The organism is Streptococcus sp. ACS2, from assembly GCF_000525585.1.
GTDB lineage: Bacteria > Bacillota > Bacilli > Lactobacillales > Streptococcaceae > Streptococcus.
The window spans coordinates 1-19,479 of the sequence record NZ_JALT01000036.1 but is presented as its reverse complement, the minus strand read 5'-3'; the positions used below and the strand labels follow the sequence as shown (position 1 = coordinate 19,479).

13 protein-coding genes and 1 pseudogene are annotated in these 19,479 nt (G+C 38.6%); 3 read left to right on the top strand and 11 right to left on the bottom strand.

The genetic code is table 11. The features are described 5' to 3' along the window. Positions 1 to 142: 142 nt before the first annotated feature. The 10 genes from HMPREF1517_RS07345 to HMPREF1517_RS07300 form a co-directional block, all read right to left on the bottom strand. Positions 143 to 1,528 carry an MFS transporter gene (locus HMPREF1517_RS07345; RefSeq protein ID WP_037600672.1) on the bottom strand — a complete coding sequence of 462 codons (1,386 nt, stop codon included), beginning with the start codon at positions 1,526 to 1,528 and terminating at the stop codon, positions 143 to 145. Between the two features lie 25 nt (positions 1,529 to 1,553). Beyond that, the gene (locus HMPREF1517_RS07340; protein ID WP_037600671.1) at positions 1,554 to 1,964 is read right to left on the bottom strand and encodes a MarR family winged helix-turn-helix transcriptional regulator; all 411 of its coding nucleotides are present in this window, start codon (positions 1,962 to 1,964) and stop codon (positions 1,554 to 1,556) included. A 128-nt stretch (positions 1,965 to 2,092) separates the two neighbouring features. Further along, positions 2,093 to 2,656: a sugar O-acetyltransferase gene (locus tag HMPREF1517_RS07335; protein ID WP_037600669.1), complete on the bottom strand. Its 564-nt coding sequence runs from the start codon at positions 2,654 to 2,656 to the stop codon at positions 2,093 to 2,095. Between the two features lie 105 nt (positions 2,657 to 2,761). After that, complete coding sequence (locus HMPREF1517_RS07330) at positions 2,762 to 3,829, bottom strand: sensor histidine kinase (protein WP_037600667.1); 1,068 nt, start codon at positions 3,827 to 3,829, stop codon at positions 2,762 to 2,764. Continuing rightward, a complete protein-coding gene (locus HMPREF1517_RS07325) occupies positions 3,814 to 4,488 on the bottom strand; it encodes a response regulator transcription factor (protein ID WP_002886931.1) in 675 nt (224 codons plus the stop codon). Before HMPREF1517_RS07325 ends, HMPREF1517_RS07330 begins: the two co-directional genes overlap by 16 nt. A gap of 224 nt (positions 4,489 to 4,712) precedes the next feature. Further along, positions 4,713 to 5,384 carry a hypothetical protein gene (locus HMPREF1517_RS07320; RefSeq protein ID WP_002891342.1) on the bottom strand — a complete coding sequence of 224 codons (672 nt, stop codon included), beginning with the start codon at positions 5,382 to 5,384 and terminating at the stop codon, positions 4,713 to 4,715. Then, positions 5,365 to 6,174, bottom strand: coding sequence for a hypothetical protein (locus tag HMPREF1517_RS07315; RefSeq protein ID WP_037600665.1), 810 nt, complete (start codon positions 6,172 to 6,174; stop codon positions 5,365 to 5,367). The genes HMPREF1517_RS07320 and HMPREF1517_RS07315 overlap by 20 nt, the downstream gene beginning before the upstream one ends. After that, positions 6,168 to 6,884, bottom strand: coding sequence for an ABC transporter ATP-binding protein (locus HMPREF1517_RS07310; protein WP_037600663.1), 717 nt, complete (start codon positions 6,882 to 6,884; stop codon positions 6,168 to 6,170). The genes HMPREF1517_RS07315 and HMPREF1517_RS07310 overlap by 7 nt, the downstream gene beginning before the upstream one ends. 366 nt (positions 6,885 to 7,250) lie before the next feature. Beyond that, complete coding sequence (locus HMPREF1517_RS07305; RefSeq protein WP_037600661.1) at positions 7,251 to 11,234, bottom strand: mucin-binding protein; 3,984 nt, start codon at positions 11,232 to 11,234, stop codon at positions 7,251 to 7,253. Positions 11,235 to 12,013: 779 nt separating this feature from the next. Then, positions 12,014 to 16,363 (bottom strand): glycoside hydrolase family 70 protein, encoded by a 4,350-nt coding sequence (locus HMPREF1517_RS07300; RefSeq protein WP_084639286.1) that lies wholly within the window; start codon positions 16,361 to 16,363, stop codon positions 12,014 to 12,016. Between the two features lie 595 nt (positions 16,364 to 16,958). Between HMPREF1517_RS07300 and HMPREF1517_RS07295 the strand changes: the two genes are divergently transcribed. Continuing rightward, complete coding sequence (locus tag HMPREF1517_RS07295; protein WP_037600659.1) at positions 16,959 to 17,402, top strand: hypothetical protein; 444 nt, start codon at positions 16,959 to 16,961, stop codon at positions 17,400 to 17,402. Between the two features lie 203 nt (positions 17,403 to 17,605). Here HMPREF1517_RS07295 and HMPREF1517_RS10735 read toward each other — a convergent pair whose 3' ends face one another. Beyond that, positions 17,606 to 18,304, bottom strand: coding sequence for an LPXTG cell wall anchor domain-containing protein (locus tag HMPREF1517_RS10735; RefSeq protein ID WP_269634942.1), 699 nt, complete (start codon positions 18,302 to 18,304; stop codon positions 17,606 to 17,608). Between the two features lie 28 nt (positions 18,305 to 18,332). Here HMPREF1517_RS10735 and HMPREF1517_RS10730 point away from each other — a divergent pair, with 28 nt between their 5' ends. Further along, entirely contained in the window at positions 18,333 to 18,863 is a 531-nt protein-coding gene (locus tag HMPREF1517_RS10730) for a hypothetical protein (RefSeq protein WP_051412003.1), read from the top strand. Positions 18,864 to 18,986: 123 nt separating this feature from the next. After that, positions 18,987 to 19,479 (top strand): annotated as a pseudogene (locus tag HMPREF1517_RS10725) (hypothetical protein); the annotation flags it as partial.

The following is a 19,479-nucleotide window of genomic DNA, read 5'->3' as shown; positions in this document are numbered from 1 at the left end:
TTCATCGAAGACTGGTTTATTCTTTAAGGTTATTATAAGTCGTTAACCTTAAAGTAATACTAAAATTTGCAGTAAGATTAGTATTTCATTTAAGGAAAGAAAAAGCAAGGGAAAGCATATTTCCTTTGCTTCAAACGCCTTATTAATCATTCTTTTTAACAACACTAAATAAGACAAGGAGTTGGAAAATAGCCAAAACAAATAGGACCACAAAGCCATTTCGACTACCTTGAGCCGTTGCTCGTGCAAAGTCAATCTTGTGGTTAGCTTGACTCATAGCAACAATTAGAGATGCTAGTGTTGTTCCCACTGCTCCTGCAAATTGTTGGAGCGTGTTAAAGATGGCATTAGCATCGGCTCGTTGATCAAGCGACAGTTGTTTCTGTCCATTAGTCATGACATTACCAAAGGCAACCCCAAGTCCCGTCATGAAAATCATGTAAAAGGCGAGAATCAAAGTATTTGAAAGGGAGAGGCCAAACAAGCTAAATAGCAACTGAGCAAGAACGATAAGGCTTGCTCCAATCAGAATTGGTTTACGAGCTCCCATCTTATCTAAAATGATACCTGAAAACGGAGCAAATCCTGCACCAATGATAGCTCCTGGGAGGAGCATCAAGGCTGCAAGAGTGGTATTAGAGTGGTTAACCAACTGCACATAGTTTGGCAAGAGGAAACTCATCGCAAGGGAACCCAATTGAAAAGAAAAGAAAGCGATGATATGACCTGTCAGTTTATGATTTTTCAAAATAGAGAGGTTGATAATAGGCTTGTCCAATGTTGTTGAACGCCAAATCAAAAGGACAAGACCTAAGATCCCAATCAAAAGCCAACCTAAGACTGAGAAGCTAAAGAAAGCATGTTCAGCAACCCCATGAAGACCTAAAATCAGGCCCAAGAAAAGAAAGATGGTAGCCAGTAGACTGAGGATATCTAAAGATTCACGTTTAACCTCACTCTTTTGCTCAATCGAGCGAAGCCCTGCAATCAGTGAAGCCAAGAGAATAGGAAACTGAATGAGAAAGATAGAACGCCAACCAAAATGCGCTGTCAAAAGTCCACCAACAGTTGGTCCAATCGCCGGTGCAACTGCTGTAATCAGTGTCCCAACTCCCATCATGAGACCAATCTTACGACTTGCCACCTGCTCCAAAATGATGTTAAACATGAGAGGTAGGGCAAAACCAACACCCATCCCTTGAACCAATCGTCCCAAAACAACAAAGCTAAAACTAGGCGCTATAAAGTCAATGAGAACTCCTAAGATAGACAAAAGGTTTGCGACAAGAAAGATAGTTTTCATCTTAAATGAACGCTTGAGATAGGCAGATAAGGGCACCACGCAAGCAACGACTAATAGGTAGATGGTTGTAACCCACTGTACTGTTGAGGTATTAACCGAAAATGCCTTCATCAATACAGGAAAGGTGATGTTCATAGCTGTTTCACCAGCCACCCCACAAAAAGAAAGGATTCCTGTCGCAAAGATGGCACACAGGATTTTTGTGGAGATTTTTTCGTCTGACATGAGTATTTGTTCCTCCTATATAAACTTAAATATTGCGGTAGTGTTGTAAGATTTTGAGAAAGACTTCTCTCTCTTCAGCTGAAAATTGCTGGGCAAACTCTTCCTCTTCTTTACGAAGATAGGATTGACAGGCAGACGCGATTTTTACCGCCTTATCCGTTAAAACAACCGCTTTTTGCCTAGCGTCTTTCGATGAGGTATGTCGTTCGATAAGGCCTTTTTTCTCCATCCGCTGTAAGAGAACTGTCGTTGTCGAACGCTGAATCTCAAATTCGTGCTCAATGTCACGTTGAAATACCTCATGATTAGCATGATTGGTTATAAAATCGATAATGGCCATCTGATTTCCAGTCAAATCATACTGCCTAGCAAACTGATCAAAGTGGCGCATCATATTGTTATTGGCTTGCTTCAACAAGCGTCCAAAATGGTCCAAAACATGACTCCTTAACTACATTGTTAGCTAACTAGCGATTAACAGTATAGTAGAATTATTAACTCAAGTCAATAGATTCTTTCAAAAAATAGAAAAACTCAAGAACTTAAATCCTTGAGTTGCTTCATTTAGTTTTTCTTTACAGGAATTTCCTTAATCACACGCGCAGGGTTTCCACCTAGCACCACATTGTCACCAAAGGACTTAGTCACAACAGCGCCGGCCCCAGCCACTACATTATCCCCTAGGGTAACGCCAGGAAGGATGGTCACGCCTCCACCAGCCCAGAAGTTATCACCGATAGTAATTGGAGCCCCATATTCAAGGCCTGAATTACGCTCGGTTGGATCAAGCGGATGTAAGGGCGTCAAAAACTGACAATTAGGGCCAATCATGGCATTGTCACCAATCCTGATAGGACAGACGTCTAGCATAGTCAAGTTCCAGTTAGAATAAAAATTTTCACCGATATGGATATTAACACCGTAATCCGTAACAAACTGAGGATTCATGGCAATATTTTCACCAGTCGAACCAAACCAAGATTTGACAATTTCAGCTCTCTTGAGACGGTCAGTTTCGGCATTGAAGGCCCATTGTTTTTCTCTTGAGCTGGCTGCTAGAGCACGTAACTCAAGATCACTCGGTTTATAAAACTCACCCGCAATCATTTTTTCATATTCTGTCGGCATGTCATACTCCTTTTATGGTTGTTTTCCTATATTGTAGTATAGAAGTGATGTTACCACAAGTGAACAGATATAAACTAGATAAATATCTCAACTTAAAAAATATTACTAAATATAGATTGTAACCATAGCTCCATTATTTTCATTAGAAAGTTTCAGTTCCCAATCATGAAGTTCTACGACTCTTTTTACAAAAGATAACCCTATTCCAAAATGATGATTTTGAGAGTCGTTTCCTGACTGATTATCTTGGTAAAAGAGCGATCCTACATTATCAATCATATTAGCTGAGAACCTTGAGCCATCGTTCCAAACCGATAAAACAATCTTATTTTGCTTAGAAGATAATTTTATAACTATCTTTGGCATCATTGATTGACTATAGGACATTGCATTATTCACTAGATTAGTAATTGCTCTTAAGAATAATACTAAGTCAATATGAATAGTAGTATCAGATGGGGTTTCATTCAATACATTTAGAACACAAGTCCCAGTTGTCAGAGGAGTTAATTCTCTAATCAAACATGACGCAAGCTGCTCCGAAGTAATATGCTCTTTATTGATATTATCTTTATAAAATGTTTTTGAATATTGAATAAATTGATTAAAATAATTATCTAGTTGTTGACTTGAAGATTCGATATCTAATAAGCATTGAGTTAACTCAGGAGACAAATCAAATGTTTGAAGATACTCAGCATTACCTGAAATTATTGTTAGAGGTGTCTTTAAATCATGTGCTGCGGAAGACACTCTGAACATTAGCTCTTGCTTTTGTTTTTTCTCTTTTTCAAGCATCTTTTGAATTTTATCCTGCATCTTCATAATATGTTCTTTTGTCTCAATAAATTCAAATAACCTTAGCGGCTTAGAGTATTTGTTATTGTCTGAATATAAGCTTTGTTCATATACTGTCTTCATCTCTCTCTGAATTTCATATAGAAGTTTTTGTACATTTCTTACAATTATAACAACTAAAATGACACAAAGATAAATCCACGAGCTAACACTAAAAAACATAGTAAAGCTATTCACATTGTTAGCATTAATTCCTTCAACCGCTGTAAATAGGGCAGGAATAATGTAAAAAAAACAAATGCATAACAAAAATTGAAAAATAATTTTCAAATAAGTTGCTCTTATCAACTGCTTTAATGTTATTGATTTTGCCATTTATATCCCCCACCCCAAAGAGTTTTAATTGGATCAATACCATAAGGTTTCAATTTTTGTCGAATCTGATAGATATACTCTGTAATACTTCGGTACTGAACTTCTGAACTTTGAGGGTACAGATATTCATAAAGTTCCTCTACACTAAAGATTTTAGTTTGATAGGTAAACAACAAATATAATAAATTAAATTCCCTTCTCGAAAGAGAAATACTATTACCGTCTACTATTAATTCCTTTCCTACCCTATCAAATTGAAGTAAACCACTAGTCTCAGTATCTCCGACAGAAAGTAGCCTTTTATCTCTTCTAATATGCATTTTGACTCTTGCAACCAACTCCTTCATACCGAATGGTTTGGTAATAAAATCATCTGCACCTATTCCAATAGCTTCAACAATATCTTCTTCAAGGTTTTTAGCAGTTATAAAAATTATGGGTGTTTGAATCTGACTTCTGATACTACTACAAATGTCAATACCACTCACTGGCATCATTATATCCAGTAAAATCAAATCAAATCCTATGAAGTCACATAGGTTAATATCTTCAACAGAATTTCTAGTTTCAACTACATAGGAGTTTTTCTCCAGAATATTCTTAATCAATCTTAAAATTTTTAAATCATCGTCAATAACTAGAATTTTAGACTTTACCATTTTTTTCCTCGTACGTTTTGAATATATTGTAACATAATTAAAAATCGAAAATACATTTCAAAATTAGCATATAATTGATAGTTCAATAAATTGAGTTTCTACCAAATCTCAATAATGCTCATTTTTAAGTAACAGAATATGTGCTCCAAAGTCTTGTATCTATTTTTCAGTCAATCTATCTAAATTCGATGTTGTCTCATCTAAAAAAACAATCTTTATTTGGGTTACTTTAAAAATTCCTTTCTAATAAGGCAATAACTCGTAAAGAATAATCCAAAAAGCCAAATTATAAATACAATAAAACGCATTATAGAATAGTTTGTATGTATTAGCTGAAAAACTAAATCATATATTATTACACTTGAAGCTATTGGTAAAACCCTATCTATAAAAGGCAACACGAGTATAGGAAATAATAGCAAAATTGCAAGTGCAATCATTGAATTACCGCATAAAAAGGAAAAAGAGTAACCCGCTAAAAAGTATACAACTGAACCAAACAAGTAATAATAAAAATTTACTTCACTATGAATACCCTGACTAAACATCATTACTATTAAACCTGCTAATACTGACTGTGTTAAACATTCTAGTAGATCTATTAATAATATGTATAATGCTGCCTTCACCCTACTTCCGTTGTTCAGGTAAACTTGCTTATAACTTTGTGTCCTCAATTCTACACTTGCATTTAAAACTCCATTCCCTAAAAAAGAGAAAGATATTATAGTTAATAAAACAGAACTGTTAAAAGTGATAGAATCTTCATTAACTTCGAATTTTAGATATCTTAATAAACTTATTATAATAACAAATACTAACTGAAATAATAAATAAACCTGTATAGGTAATAAACTATATTTTTTATATAATAAGCTATGCAATTGGCTTTTCATTCTTCTTCCCCCATTTTATTTTTTCTAAATAAAATAAACAAATCGTAGTAAGGAAAGTTTCAAATAATAGAAGAATCGCTCCATATAATTGAGTTGTCTGACCGGCTTCGACCCTACCAAAAGCAAAAGACTTAGCTCCAATTAAAGGTAATAAATTATCTAAAATAGGAGAAATTGCCTTAAGTATGCCTGATAAAGAAAAAACTAACAATAAAACTATCACAATCAAAGAAGGAATTGATCTTTTTGTTATTTTTACAAGTAATAGAGAGAGTAAATTAAGTGTAATTGTAAAAGCTCCTAGTCTAGTGATAACATCAAGCATTAAACCTATAGACAGAATACTTTGTAACTTACTAACTAACATGAATTTTAGAAGTAATGCATTTAATAAAAACAACGTAAAGGTCGTCATTATTGAAATAACAATTATACTAAATATCTGTGAAAACAACCTTATTTTCCAGTTAGCACAAATTAGTGATGAAAACTCATCCTCACCAAATTGATAATCAGTTGCTAGAATTAATGCTGACAATATAGGCAAAAATAACACGGTTGCTTGATAAGGAGATGATAAAATAGCATCTCTCACCGTTCTATAAGGAGTCTCAATTACATTTTGATCAATATTTACTGAGTTGGCAGCACCAGTGTGTAGTGCATTAATGACTTGAATATTTTGATAGGTAAAAAACAAACTAACTACAACTAAGATAAAAAATCCCATTTTAAATAAAGTTAGATGGCTATATTTATATAAATACCCCTTTATAACTTGACTTAACATTTTATACTACTCCTCTCATGTACAGAGCTAAAATAGGCGTTTTCAAAACTATCATATTGCTTCAATACTTGCTCACGTTTGTCATTTAGAACAACATGACCATTTGAAATACCTACAACTCTATCTACGGTTAATTCAAGTTCGCTCATATAATGGCTAGTTAATAGTACTGTTTTTCCTTGTTTCACAAAGTCTTTGAGAAACTCTCTTAACCAACGGATTCCCTCTGGGTCCAACCCATTAATAGGTTCGTCTAAAATCAAAATATCTGGGTCTGCAAGTATTGCTGTTGCCAAGCCTAATCTTTGCTTCATTCCTAAAGAATAATCTTTGATTTTCTTCTTACCAACATCTTTTAATCCAACAATTTCTAAACATTCAGTACAACGTTGCTTACTTAGTCCACAAGAAAGTGCAATCCATCTTAATTGCTCATAACCAGTTCTACTTGGATAAGGTTGATAACTATCTAAAAAAGTTCCTACTATTGAGATTGGCTCAGCTCCTAACTCACTATATGTTGTTCCTAAAATAGTTGCCTTTCCACTATCAGCTGACTCCAACCCTAATAGTATTTTTATTAGGGTTGATTTCCCAGAACCATTAGGTCCGATCAAACCAGTAATTTCACCTTTATTAGCTTGAAAAGTTATATTTGATAATACAACTTTGTCATCGTATGTTTTATTTAAATTAGTAATATTAATCATTTTGTTTTCCTTTGACGAATAGAACCTTTTGAAATTTCATAAATTAATGCTTTCACCAATAGGCTTATTATCAAACTCCACCCATGCATATGCATTATAAGGGGAAGTTTTAAAATCTGAAACCCAATCTGGAGAATATCTTGTTATAGTGAAGGTACCTTTCACTATAATTGTAGTTTATCAATATCTTTTCGGAAAAAAATCAGAGTTAATAGTTTTACATATTTTTAATAAAAAAATGTTCTGAGATAGTCTTTAAACATCTTATTTTAGATAAGAAACAATCCACAAAAAAATCCCAAGTGCACAATGCAACTTGAGATTTTCTTTCTGTCTGGGCATGCCTGAGTCATTCAGGTCTTTATATTATTTGTCTTTTTGATCTTTGTGATCTTTCTTATTTTTCTTCTTACGTCCGTTGCGGCCAAGTCCTAGACCTGTTACCGATACGGTGAAGCCTGCGATATTGATGGTTTCTTCAATCTTACCTTTGCTTGCTTCTTCCTCATTTGAGAGATTAATTGGCATCTTGTGTTTAGAGCCTTTACCCTCAGCTTGACTTGAAACAGGTGCTTCAAAGTCATCGCCTGGTCCATAAGTGACTGGTCCCTCATGAGATTCCACTTGCTCTTCGACTTGGTCGAGAACTTCTAGATCTTGAACCTCTTCAACAACGATATCGTCTGCCTTGTTTTCTTTAGGTTTACCATTGATATCGCCTGTAAGCGGGATATAAACAACGGTTTCTTCAAGGTTACGTTGACCTACTGTCTTACCTTCAACCTTGTCCTTATCAGCGCTATAGCCTTCTACTTCTGGTGTGATAACTGTTTCAAACTGACCTTTATTTGAAGTCCAGTAGCTTGAACCAAGCTCTTCACCTGTAACCTTATCAATGGTCAAACTACGTGTCCATTGAGCGGTTTGGATGTTATTAGCAGGAAGTTCTGCTTGTCCATCGCTAGATGTGTAGAGAACTGTGAAGGTTACATCTTTAATATAGCTTTCACGTTCTGGCCATTTAGCACCATCAGGATTTGCTGGGTTGATTGGTGTACCAGCTTCTTGGATGTTATCTGGACCTACTTGAACAGTACCATGACGAAGGGTAACCATGAAGTTTTGATCAACATGTGAATCACCATCAAAGATAACACCGTTTGTGAAACCATCCGCAAGGAGGGTATAACCACGATCACTGTAGTACTTGATGCGCTCGATTGTTGAGTAATCGATAACTTCGCCTGATTTACCAAGCAAGTCAACCACTTCAAGTTTCTTACGAGTTGTGCCATCAACATAAGTAACTGTAGCTTTCTGAGCATCCTTAAGGTAAGTTACTACTTCCATGATTTCAGGTGTTTCTACAGAAACATCTGTCATTTCAGCTACTTCCATACGGTCTGGTGTAAATCCAACAACCTCTGGAGAAGGAACAGCTGAGAAGCCAGCTTGAGTACTTGACCATGCTTCATAATTGATAGCGCCTGTCACAAGGTTAACATTGGCCAAACGTTTGAAATCAAGAACTTCTACGTAGTCGTCGCTAGCCAAGCCGCCTTCTTCGAAGACATACTGGATTGTACGTGTCACATCGGCACGGTTTTCAAGCATCTCTACGCTATTTGGCCAAACTGGACTATTAACATCGTTTGGATCTACGACTTCACCTGCAACTGGTGCTGGCATATCTGGGTCAATAAGAACCAAACGTTCACGAAGAACAACTTCGAAGACTTGATCAAAGTCAGAGTCACCATTGTAAGTGTGGTCAAAGGCTGTCGCATAACCATCGTTGACGAGCTCGTAACCTTGTTTGAGCAAGTTTGCGATTTGTTCATCAGTAGAGTAGTCAATCTTCTCACCTGAGCTTCCGATGACAACATCACGAGTCAATTCTGACTTATCAAGCTCATTCATGTAAAGGATAATAGCTTTTTGCTCATCCTTAGCATAACCCACGTTGGTATCTTGACCTGGGTGTTCTGGAGTAATAAAGGTCTTTTCTGAAAGGTAACCAAGAACGTCTGGAACAACTGTTTCCATGGCCATGGTTGGATCTTCAGGATCATTGTTGTAGCTTGGAGTAGGTGCATTTTCAATAGGTGTACCATACTCATCTACTGGAATAATCTTACCAAGCTCTGTGTAAGTAACTGTATCTTCCACTTCTGGAAGGTCAGGGCGAACTTCAAGTCCACCAGCTTGACGTTTATCCGCATAGAAGCCATCTACAACTGGAACTTCTACGACATCATAAGTGAAGCTGTCTTGATCCCAAGTGCTTGTTTGTTCCACTTGGTTAAATTTACCGTGGAAGCTGAAGCTATCTTGAATGTTGATAACTGGATCTTTGTAGCCTGCACCTTGGAAGGTAACCGTTTGTTTCGTATCTTGCGTGATATCATCCAAGATTGGCTCGTAAACCAAGGTTTGGTCCATGCTGAGGTCAATTGGCAATACCAATTCACTTTCAGCTTGGTAGCCAGCAACTTGTGGTGCTGGTGTCTCAATAACTTGCGTAGCATCCTGAGGATCATTAGCATAATGAACTGGCTCTGCATCCGCAATTGGATTACCAAAGGTATCAACAGGGATAATCTTACCAAGCTCTTTATAGGCAACACTATCTGTTGCTTCTGGTTTATCAGGTGTAACAACCTGCATACCAGCAACTGCCTTGTCCGCAAAGTAACCTTCGATAACTGGAACATTGACCTTAGCGAAAGTATAGCTGTCTTGATCCCATGTGTAAGTGTCTTCTGCTTGGTTGTACTTACCAGTGAAGCTGAAGTCAGACTGAATATTAACAGACGGTGTTGCTTCGCCAGCACCTTTGAAGAAGACAGTTTGCAAGGTTGGTTGCGTTACATCTTCAAGGATTGGAGCGTACTCAACAAGAATATCGTCTGTCAAGCTCTCAGGCATGACACTTTGTTGCATTGGACGGTAACCCGGAATGTGTGGAACAAGTGTCTCACTAACCTTAGTTGGGTTATTGGCATCATTGTTAAAGGTTGGCGTTGGAACGTTTGGAATCAAGCGTCCATTCGCATCAATAGGGATAATCTTACCAAGTGGAACGTAGGTAACGGTTTCTTCTATATTATCCTCAGTAACATCTCTACCCTTAACTTCTACTCTATCCGCAAAATAACCTAAAACAACTGGTGCATAGATATCATAATACTTGGTTTTGTTTGGAGACCACTCTGTCTCATCAACAAGTTCACCTGTAACCTTGTCGAAGGTAAGAGTACGCACCCAATAAGCCTTTTGCACATCAGCATCTGGCAAATCAGCATTGCCATCTGTACTTCTGTAAAAGACTGTGAAGCTTACTTCTTTTTCGTAAGCATACTTAGATGGCCATTTAGGTCCATCTGGATTATTAGGATTGATTGGAGTATCTGGGACTTGCTCATTTTCAGGTCCCACCTTGGCAACATCGTGTTGCAAGAGGACAAACCACTCTTGATCATCAATATCTTTATCATCAAAAATGGCATCTTTAGGGAATTCGTCCTGAATCAAGTCATATCCCATGTCCTTGAAAGTCTTGATACGTGTTGCTGTCCCGTATTCAATCGCTTCACCCAATTCACCGGTCAACTGGTCACTAACCAAGTAAGCACCGGTAGTTTCATCAATATAAGTGATGCTGGCTTTCTTGAAAATTTTACGATACACAACCGGAGTGTCCGCTCCTGGTTTGTTCGGTACTACACTTTTAATATCTGTCATATAATCTTGAACAGCTGGTGTTGCTGTCTCACCCGCCTTTCGTGGATCTTTTTTGTTATTGTTATACTGCTTAGTCAAAGCACCTGGAATATATTCCCCATCTTCTGTCACGGGGATTATGCGTCCCAATTTCCTATAGGTCACATGTTCCGTTACTGTTGGCACATAGGGCGTGACAACGTTAAAACCCGCTTCCTTTTGGTCAGCGAAATAGCCCTGGACAACTGGTACCGATATCTTAGGATAGGTATAACTGTCCTTGTCCCATTCGATTAAACCAGTCTTCCTATCTCTAGTCCCTGTGAAGACATGGTTTTCCATGACTTCAGGATCTGGAGTTTGCGAATCCGCTCCTTGAAAAATAATCTCTTGCTTAGATGGAATCCTCACGGTTTCCGATTGAGCATGATTATCAAAGAGAACTTCGTCAGCTCTGGCAAAATCTAATGGAGAGGGGGCACCGTGGTCAGAGCGACTTTTTGGGTTAGTCAATAATTTAGAAAGATCTATAGTATCAACTAAATCAGAGTGCGCTGATTTATGTGCAATATGCTCTTCGGCAGTTCTTGCTGCTGCTTCAGTCGCATCTTCCCTATAGGCTCTCAAAAATACTCCCCCTTTCTTCTTTTTATGAGAAATAAAATCCTTTACTTGCTAAGTTCTCATGGAAATCTTTTCTATTAAGATTTCATTTTCCCTCAGAGAAGCTAACAAGTTCTTATCAAAGATTAAAATTTTTGATATCTCTTATATATACTATAATACGAGAATCGAATTTTTACAAGTAAGGTGTAAGAACTTTAATCATTTTAACCCCTAAGTGAAAAAATAGTGTTTTAATGTGCAATATCTATCAAGTAGTTTACGAAAGTGGCATCAAAATGAGATTACCCCTATAACTTAAATGATGAGTCTTTAATGATTTTTTCTCTCCCTAGAGACACTCTTACAAGAAATACACTTAAAACGATCACAACTACTTCTCATCTTTGAAAGTCTAGAGCCTTACCTTAGTTGTAAGGGAACAACCTAAGAGAATGACACAGACAAGGTCCGTGCCTCGTCCTCGACTATGGAATACCAATAAATAACTGGCATTACTCCTAGTATAGATTGACTTTGACGCTTCGTCAATAGATTGGAACCATTTAATGAAAATCCCTAAATTCAAAGTTTTCTCGTATTAAATTATGTATTAATAATAGTTATTTGGATTAGGCTATTTTGATGTCATCCTGGGCACCAAATAGTCAGAGGTATTTTCACAACTAACTCAAGGAACGGGTTAAATTAACTATTCACAGTCCACATCTAAGTCTTTACGGAAACCCAGTTACGCCATAAAAACCGAGACTACTGTCTCGGTTCATACAGTTTAGAAACGATTAAATTTGACCTCGGCCTTCACCGTCAAAGTAAACCCACCATTCTGGACTCACCTCAACCCAGCGATTAACAGCCATTTCACCTGAATTTGGATCATAGTAACGAACAATACCGTTCACACGAACCAAATGACCTTTGATTTGTTTACCATTATTATCAAAGAGAAGGTTTTGACCGTTGATAGTAACCATACCTTTGACAGCATTACCATTACCATCGAAGTAATACCAGCTACCATCGATTTCATGGAATTGATTACGGTAAAGCTCTCCTGAGTTTACATCATAGTAACGAAGGTTACCATCTACGTTTGCCAAAGCACCTTTGACCTGACGGCCATTTTGATCAAAGTAGAGGTCTTGACCATTGATGTTTTGTGAACCTTTTACGGCTGTTCCATCATTATTGAAGTAAGCCCAAACACCTGGTTCGATTTCTGCGAATCGGTTACGAGCCATCTCACCTGAGTTAGCATCATAGTAACGGATAGCACCATTCTCGTTAACAGTGCGCCCTTTAACTTGGACACCATTGTTGTCGAAGAAGAGTTCTTGACCATTGATGTTTTGGTGACCTGTCACACGTTTACCATTACCATCATAGTATGCCCAAACGTTATTACCAATTTGTACGAATTGGTTACGGCCTGATGCATTATTATTGTTATCTGGTTTTGGATCTTGTTTGCCGTTTGCATTCAAGACACCGTTTTGGTCGTAGTAGAATACTTGACCTCTACGGTTTTGACGATAACCATCACGCAATTGCACACCATTAGCGAGGAAGAAGTATTGTTTACCATCGATAGTCTTTTCTCCGACTGCCATGCGACCTGAGTTATCAAAGTAGTAAACATTTCCGTCGTTATCTTTGATGAAGGCATTCTTAGCATATTGGCCATTGTTATAACGGTATCTTACAGAGAAGAGACGTTTTTCAAACTTACCACTGCCGTCACCATTTTGGTTGTCGTTGTTAGTTGATTGGTTGCTTCCGACTACTTTTGGAAGGCTAACTTTACCACCATTTGTACCATAGTAACCACTTAGACCATTCTTAAGCACGTACTCTGAACCACGGTCAAGAATGTTAGTACCATTCATGTACTTCGCAGACCACTGTGTAATCTTCTCGTCAGTAGTCATACGTTTACCAGTAGAGATTTGAACACGGTCAAAGATTTGTGGGTAAAGACGTTTCAATTCATCAAGGAAGGCACCACCATATTTACCTTGGTAGTCGTTACCAAAAGTACGTGTCTTAGCAGCATAGAGGCTATGATTGATGATCGCGCCGTCTTTAGTTTCACCATAGTTATTAACACGAGTTGCAGTGACCACTTCATCACCCGGAAGGTTGTAGATTTGGTCTGGAACCCAGTCAGCAATCGCTGAGATACCTACAGCGTGGAGCGATTTAAGAGCTGCTTTCAAGTCAGCCAATGAACCGTACTTGTTGTCCTTACTCATACCAATATCATAACGGTCTGTAAAGGCATAACCATTTTGGATGACTGAGTCAAGGAAGCTACCGTCATCACTTGAAACGTATTGTGGGGCAAATTCGAATGATGTGATCCCCCATGATTTGAAGAGGTTTGCATTTTCAGCAATCTTCTTATTAGTGTATTGTGATGGATTTTGAACGAAGTCTTGGAAGTTAGAGAAACCTTCATAGATAACTTGTGAATCAAGGGCAGCATTTGATTCGTAAACCAAACCACTGCTGTTCTTTTCTTTACTTGGTGCCACACGCACGTCTTGATTTTCAGAAGCACCTACTGGTACCCAAACGGCAAGGTAACCATCAACTTGAGGGTTACGGATACCACGAATTTCGCTTGCATTAAATGTCAAATTACCGTTACCATCAGTGTATTTGACAATACCGTTAGCTTCGCTGTCATTCAAGTAAGTAGCCACACCATCCTTTGTTGTCAAAAGCAATGGGCGATAAGCTTGATTACGGTGAGCCGCACCCATGTTAATAGTCAAGTTACTTGTCAAACGAAGGGCGGGTTGGTTTGAAACGATAACTGCCATACCTTGGTTACGTGTTTCTGCTGTACCAGCATCAGAAGCACTGTTAGCCCCTGTACCATAACGTACAGAAGTCAAGACACCTGCAGCATCCCAACCATTAGTATTACCATAACCGATGTAGTTAACCTTCATATCTTGACCACCAGCTGCATAGCGGATACGGCCTTTCAAGAGGGTTTCAATAGCATCGTAATATGGTGATTTTTGAGCCATATATTGACCATCATCTGTGTACATATCTCCATAGTAAACACGTGGCACAGTGTCCTTATGCGTAAGCATCAAGGCGTATGCTGATGGGATATTATATTGTGTGTACTGCTTGTTAGCACTACGCATGTCTCTGTTGTAGATTTCAAAGGCTTTCTTCATTTCATCAAGAGTGAAGGTATTCCCTGTTGATTGAGGGTTGATTTCATTTTTGATGATTTGACCAATGATTGATTGTACCTCAGAGTCGTGAGCACGCACAAAGGCGTAGTTAGCCATACGTTTAGAGTTTTTACCACTTTCAGAACGGTCATTCATACTATTTGAAATGAGTGGTTCAACTCCTGAACGGTTACCGATTGGACGCAAGAGCGAATACACCAATGCCAAGTGCATAGGGTCATCCATTGGCAATTGAGCACCTTTAGTGTCTTCATTGTAGTATGGGTCATTGTGAGACCATGCTTCCAAGATAGACAAGTGTTTAATGGCTTGATCTTGACTTTGATCAGAACCATACTTAGCTTTGAAGTAATCTGAAGCAATTTGAAGAAGGTCAGCATTGACATTATCCACGGCATCGACACGAACACCATCGAAGTTTTCATCTTCAGAACCACCAGTAATAGTACCGATGTTCATGATGTAGTGGAGCCAGTTCAACTGCTCAGCTTGAACCGCTGGGTTTGAGTTGTCGATATCATTTGCCAACAAGAATTCGAAACCACCGTTACTTGTATCCTTAGTATACTTAGGATTGTGTTTACCTGTTTGGCTAGTTGGCGTGCGGTTCAAGAGACGATAATCAGAATTAGCATGGCTTGTACGACTATCGTTGTTATAGAGAAGGGCACCACCTTGCAAGTGATCGCTGTTATCAAGATTTTCAGAAGTTGAATTCCAACCTGGTTGGGTCTTCACGAAATTTTTGATAGTTGTACGCAACCAGTCAGTGTTACCTTCACGCGCAATACGTTCCTCAATACGCTTTTGAACTTCAAGCGCTGCTTGGTCCATTTGAGTTTGTGAGCTGAATGACGTATAGGTCTGATTGGTACCGAGACCTTGCTCCTTCATGTAGTTGAGGTAGCTCGCTTGGATAGCCTTGCTTGGCCACCAAACTGTAAGCAATGGACGTTTGTCATTTTCAGTTGAGGCAGTCCACTCTTTACCATCTTTCAAGATTTCTTTTGGACGGTACCATGTGTTGGCAGTGAAGTAACCGTCAACAAGTTCGATATCTTTATCAGTTGTACCATAAAAGGCATTTTTATCACCATTTACAGTAACGTTTGTGTTTGTGCTGTCAGCTGATGAACCTGTTCCACCGTTCTTGTCGAAACGGTAATCTTTTTGGTTAGACAATTCACCGGTCTCAGCGTTGAAGTATTGGCTTCCGCCGTTACGTTCAAGGACATAGTTCTTACGAATAGTACCGTCATCTTCAACGTAGTATTGTTTTCCATCAATTGTTTTGATGTGACTTGGACCATCAGTTACGACATTGTTAGTTGCTGGAAGGTCGTTGTTTACTACTGTGACAGTATTGTTGGCATTATTTGTATTGCCGTTAACTGGGGTAGCACGACGGCCTCCTGTAGGACCACGGCGGGCACCAGTCGCACGACGTTCACGTGTCGCTGCACGGTCTGTAACTGTTGTTGTATCAGTTGTAGTATTGTTATTTGTTGTATCAACAGCTGTATCGTTGGCTGCTGTTGTATCTGTTGTAGTTGCCGCACGATCAGTGACGACTGTCGCTGCCGTATCAACAGCATTCGCTACAACTGCATTTGTTGTATCAGTTGTCAAATCGAAAGTTGCTGTTGGAGCTGCTTGGTCAGTTGCGACATCGTTTGTCGTTGCAACTGCTGTAGTTGGATCCTGAGCAGTCGTTGTATCGTTAGATACAGTACCCGTATCAACAGTAATATCGGGGATGGCTACAGTAGCATCCGTGTGTTCGTCGGCCTGAACGACACCGTCGTTAGTCCCTAAAGAAACCGCTGAGACCGCACCGAGAGACAAACCTGTCACTGCGATGGTTACCCATTGTTTCTTAACTTTGTGCATTTTATAATGTACTTTTTTGTCCATAATAAAAAGACTCCTTTTTCCCATTTATAGCTTCATTCTAAATCATTGAAAGCTTTTTTTCAATAAGATTCGATAAATTTTCATAATTTTTAGAAAAGTCCTTTTATTGTTTTAATGACATTAGTTTTGAATGAGTGTTTTGGAATATAAAAATACTCATTTTAGTGTTGTTGAGAGAAAGATATTGATAATCTATAGCTATTTAGAATGATTATTGATAAGGTGTTTCTTTTAATGGGATTACAAGGAAATCTAATGAAAATTCACAAAATCCTTAAGGCACTTCTCTCAAAGCGACAAAAAAATACCATCCTTACCAAACCATTAGGTCTGTTAAGATGGTGTCTTTTTTAGTCTACCTTCTCATATAAAAACTAAATTCTAACTATCTAAGCCATTCATTACTTACTGAGGTGTAAGGGCTTTAAATTGGGACCTATAGTGCCAGTAAGAAAGCAGAACACGAGCAACAAGCCATCACATAAAAATGTCTCAAAAGCCTATCGATCTTGCTGAAACTAAGGAAAAAAAGGAGTATAATAAAGGTGAAAAGAGTTAACCTATTTAGATACAAATAGAGGGGTAGGTGAGAAAGATGTCAGTACAACATACAAACTTCAACACAAGCCAAGATAAGGATAAGACTGGTCAAGAGGTCAGTAAGCCCGACTTCATTAAGAATAATTCTCCAGACAACAGAGTTGCTTCTATTCTCCTGTCAATTGCCTTTTATTTAGCCATAGTCTATCTTGTCTTATTCTTGCTCTTCGGTCTGTCAAATCCTTGGGGAATGCTTATAATAATTTTCCTAGCACCTAGTTTGATTAGTTTTATCATTGCAACTATTTTAACAGGTATTGGTCGTAAAAAAGGTAATAAAAACTTCTTATACACAAGCATCATTTTTTATATAGCTTCTGTCCTTTTGGCTTATGACCCTGACTGGGGAGTTTTTCGATTTATACCGATTCTGTTAACTATTCTCGTAACTGTAGGAACAGTGATGTATAAACAAGATAATGAGAAAACCAACAAATAGGAGTCCATGTTTAAGTGGTCTCCTATTTTTATGTAGTCGTTAGTATTTCAAAAGGTTTGTTCCATTTTGAAACTATCACAACATCTCCAAATCAAAAAACACCTTCTAGCTAGAATGGTTAGCTAACATGAAGGTGTTTTTTATTGTGCTTATCTGAGCATTGTAAAGACTTCTACAATCCTGAAATACGAATAATCTTCGTCCTATTCTTCATTTTTCTTACGTTTGGCAAGAAATCCAAGACCAGTTGCAGTTGCCAAGGCACCCAAGGCCATACCTAATGATGAGTTTTCCTCACCAGTCTTCGGAAGCGCTTGGCTACCACGTTTGTGCTTAGGATCTCTCACTTCAGAAGTTGATTCTGAAGTAGACACTGAAGCACTTGTTGATGCTGAGGCTGAAAGACTTGCTGATGTACTCAATGAAGTTGAGGTGCTAGTGCTTTCAGAAATACTCAAGAATACTGATGTAGAAGCGGACTCGGATACTGAAGCGGAGGCGCTCGCTGAGGCTGAGGCTGACGCAGATGCACTTGCACTTTGCCATTCGCTCAACGATACAGACTCACTTGTATAAATCGAAGCACTTACTGAGGATGAAACTGACTGTGATTCTGAGACTGACTCACTTACTGAAGTTGATTCTGAGGCAGATGCACTTGCACTCTGCGACTCACTCAACGATACAGACTCACTTGTAGAAATCGAAGAACTTACTGAGGATGATTGTGATTCAGACACCGATGCACTCTCTGAAACGGACTCGGAGTTCGATACTGATTGCGACTCTGAAATTGAGACACTTACTGAAGTTGAAACTGAGGCAGATGTATTTGCTGACGCTGATGTAGACAATGACTCAGATACACTTGTTGAGGCTGAAAGACTTGCTAAGGTACTCAATGATGTTGAAATACTTGTTGAAGCACTTATGCTTACAGAGGCACTCAAGAATGCCGATGTAGAAGCGGACTCGGATACTGAAACGCTTGATGAAGCGGATTCTGAGGCAGATGCACTTGCACTCTGCGATTCGCTCAACGATACAAACTCACTTGTAGAAATTGAAGAACTTTCTGAAAGTGACTCACTCAATGATACTGAGTTTGAAATAGATTCTGATTCAGACACTGATGCACTCGCTGAAACTGATTCTGAGTTCGATACTGATTGCGACTCGGAAATTGAGACACTTACTGAAGTCGATTCTGATGCAGAGGCTGAAGCTGACTCTGAGGTTGAGACAGACTGTGATTCAGACACCGATGCACTCTCTGAGGCTGACTCGGAATTAGAAACTGATTGTGATCCTGAAACAGATGTACTCAATGATGCCGACTCACTCAATGATGCTGAGTTAGATGTCGAAATAGATTCACTTGTTGAAATGAAACTAGAAGCCGAGTTCGAAATTGACTCAACAGTTGAAATAATCGCAGAAATTGAAGCACTGAAGGCTTGAGACTGGCTTTCAAATGCAGAAGCACTCAATGAGCTTGACGTACTCAATGATTCTGACTCTGAAGTCGAGATTGAGGCACTTGTTCTCTGTGATTCACTCAATGATGAAGACTCACTTACTGAAATGGATTCACTTACTGACGCTGACTCTGAGGTTGAAACAGACTGTGATTCAGACACTGATGCGCTCTCTGAGGCTGATTCTGAGTTTGAGGCAGATTGTGATTCTGAAACTGAAGCACTTTCTGACGCTGATTCGGAATTTGATACAGACTGCGACTCAGAAATTGACGCACTTAATGAAGCTGATTCGGAATTTGATACAGATTGTGATGCTGAAATTGACGCACTGACTGATGCTGACTCGGAAGTCGAAGCAGACTGTGATTCTGAAACTGAGGCACTTACTGAGGCTGACTCTGACGTTGAAGCAGACTGTGATTCTGAAACTGAGGCACTTACTGAAGCTGACTCTGACGTTGAAGCAGACTGTGATTCTGAAATTGATTCACTTACTGACGCTGACTCTGAATTAGAGACTGACTGTGATTCTGAAGCTGATGCACTCTCTGACGCTGATTCTGAGTTTGAAACAGACTGTGAGTCTGATACATTAG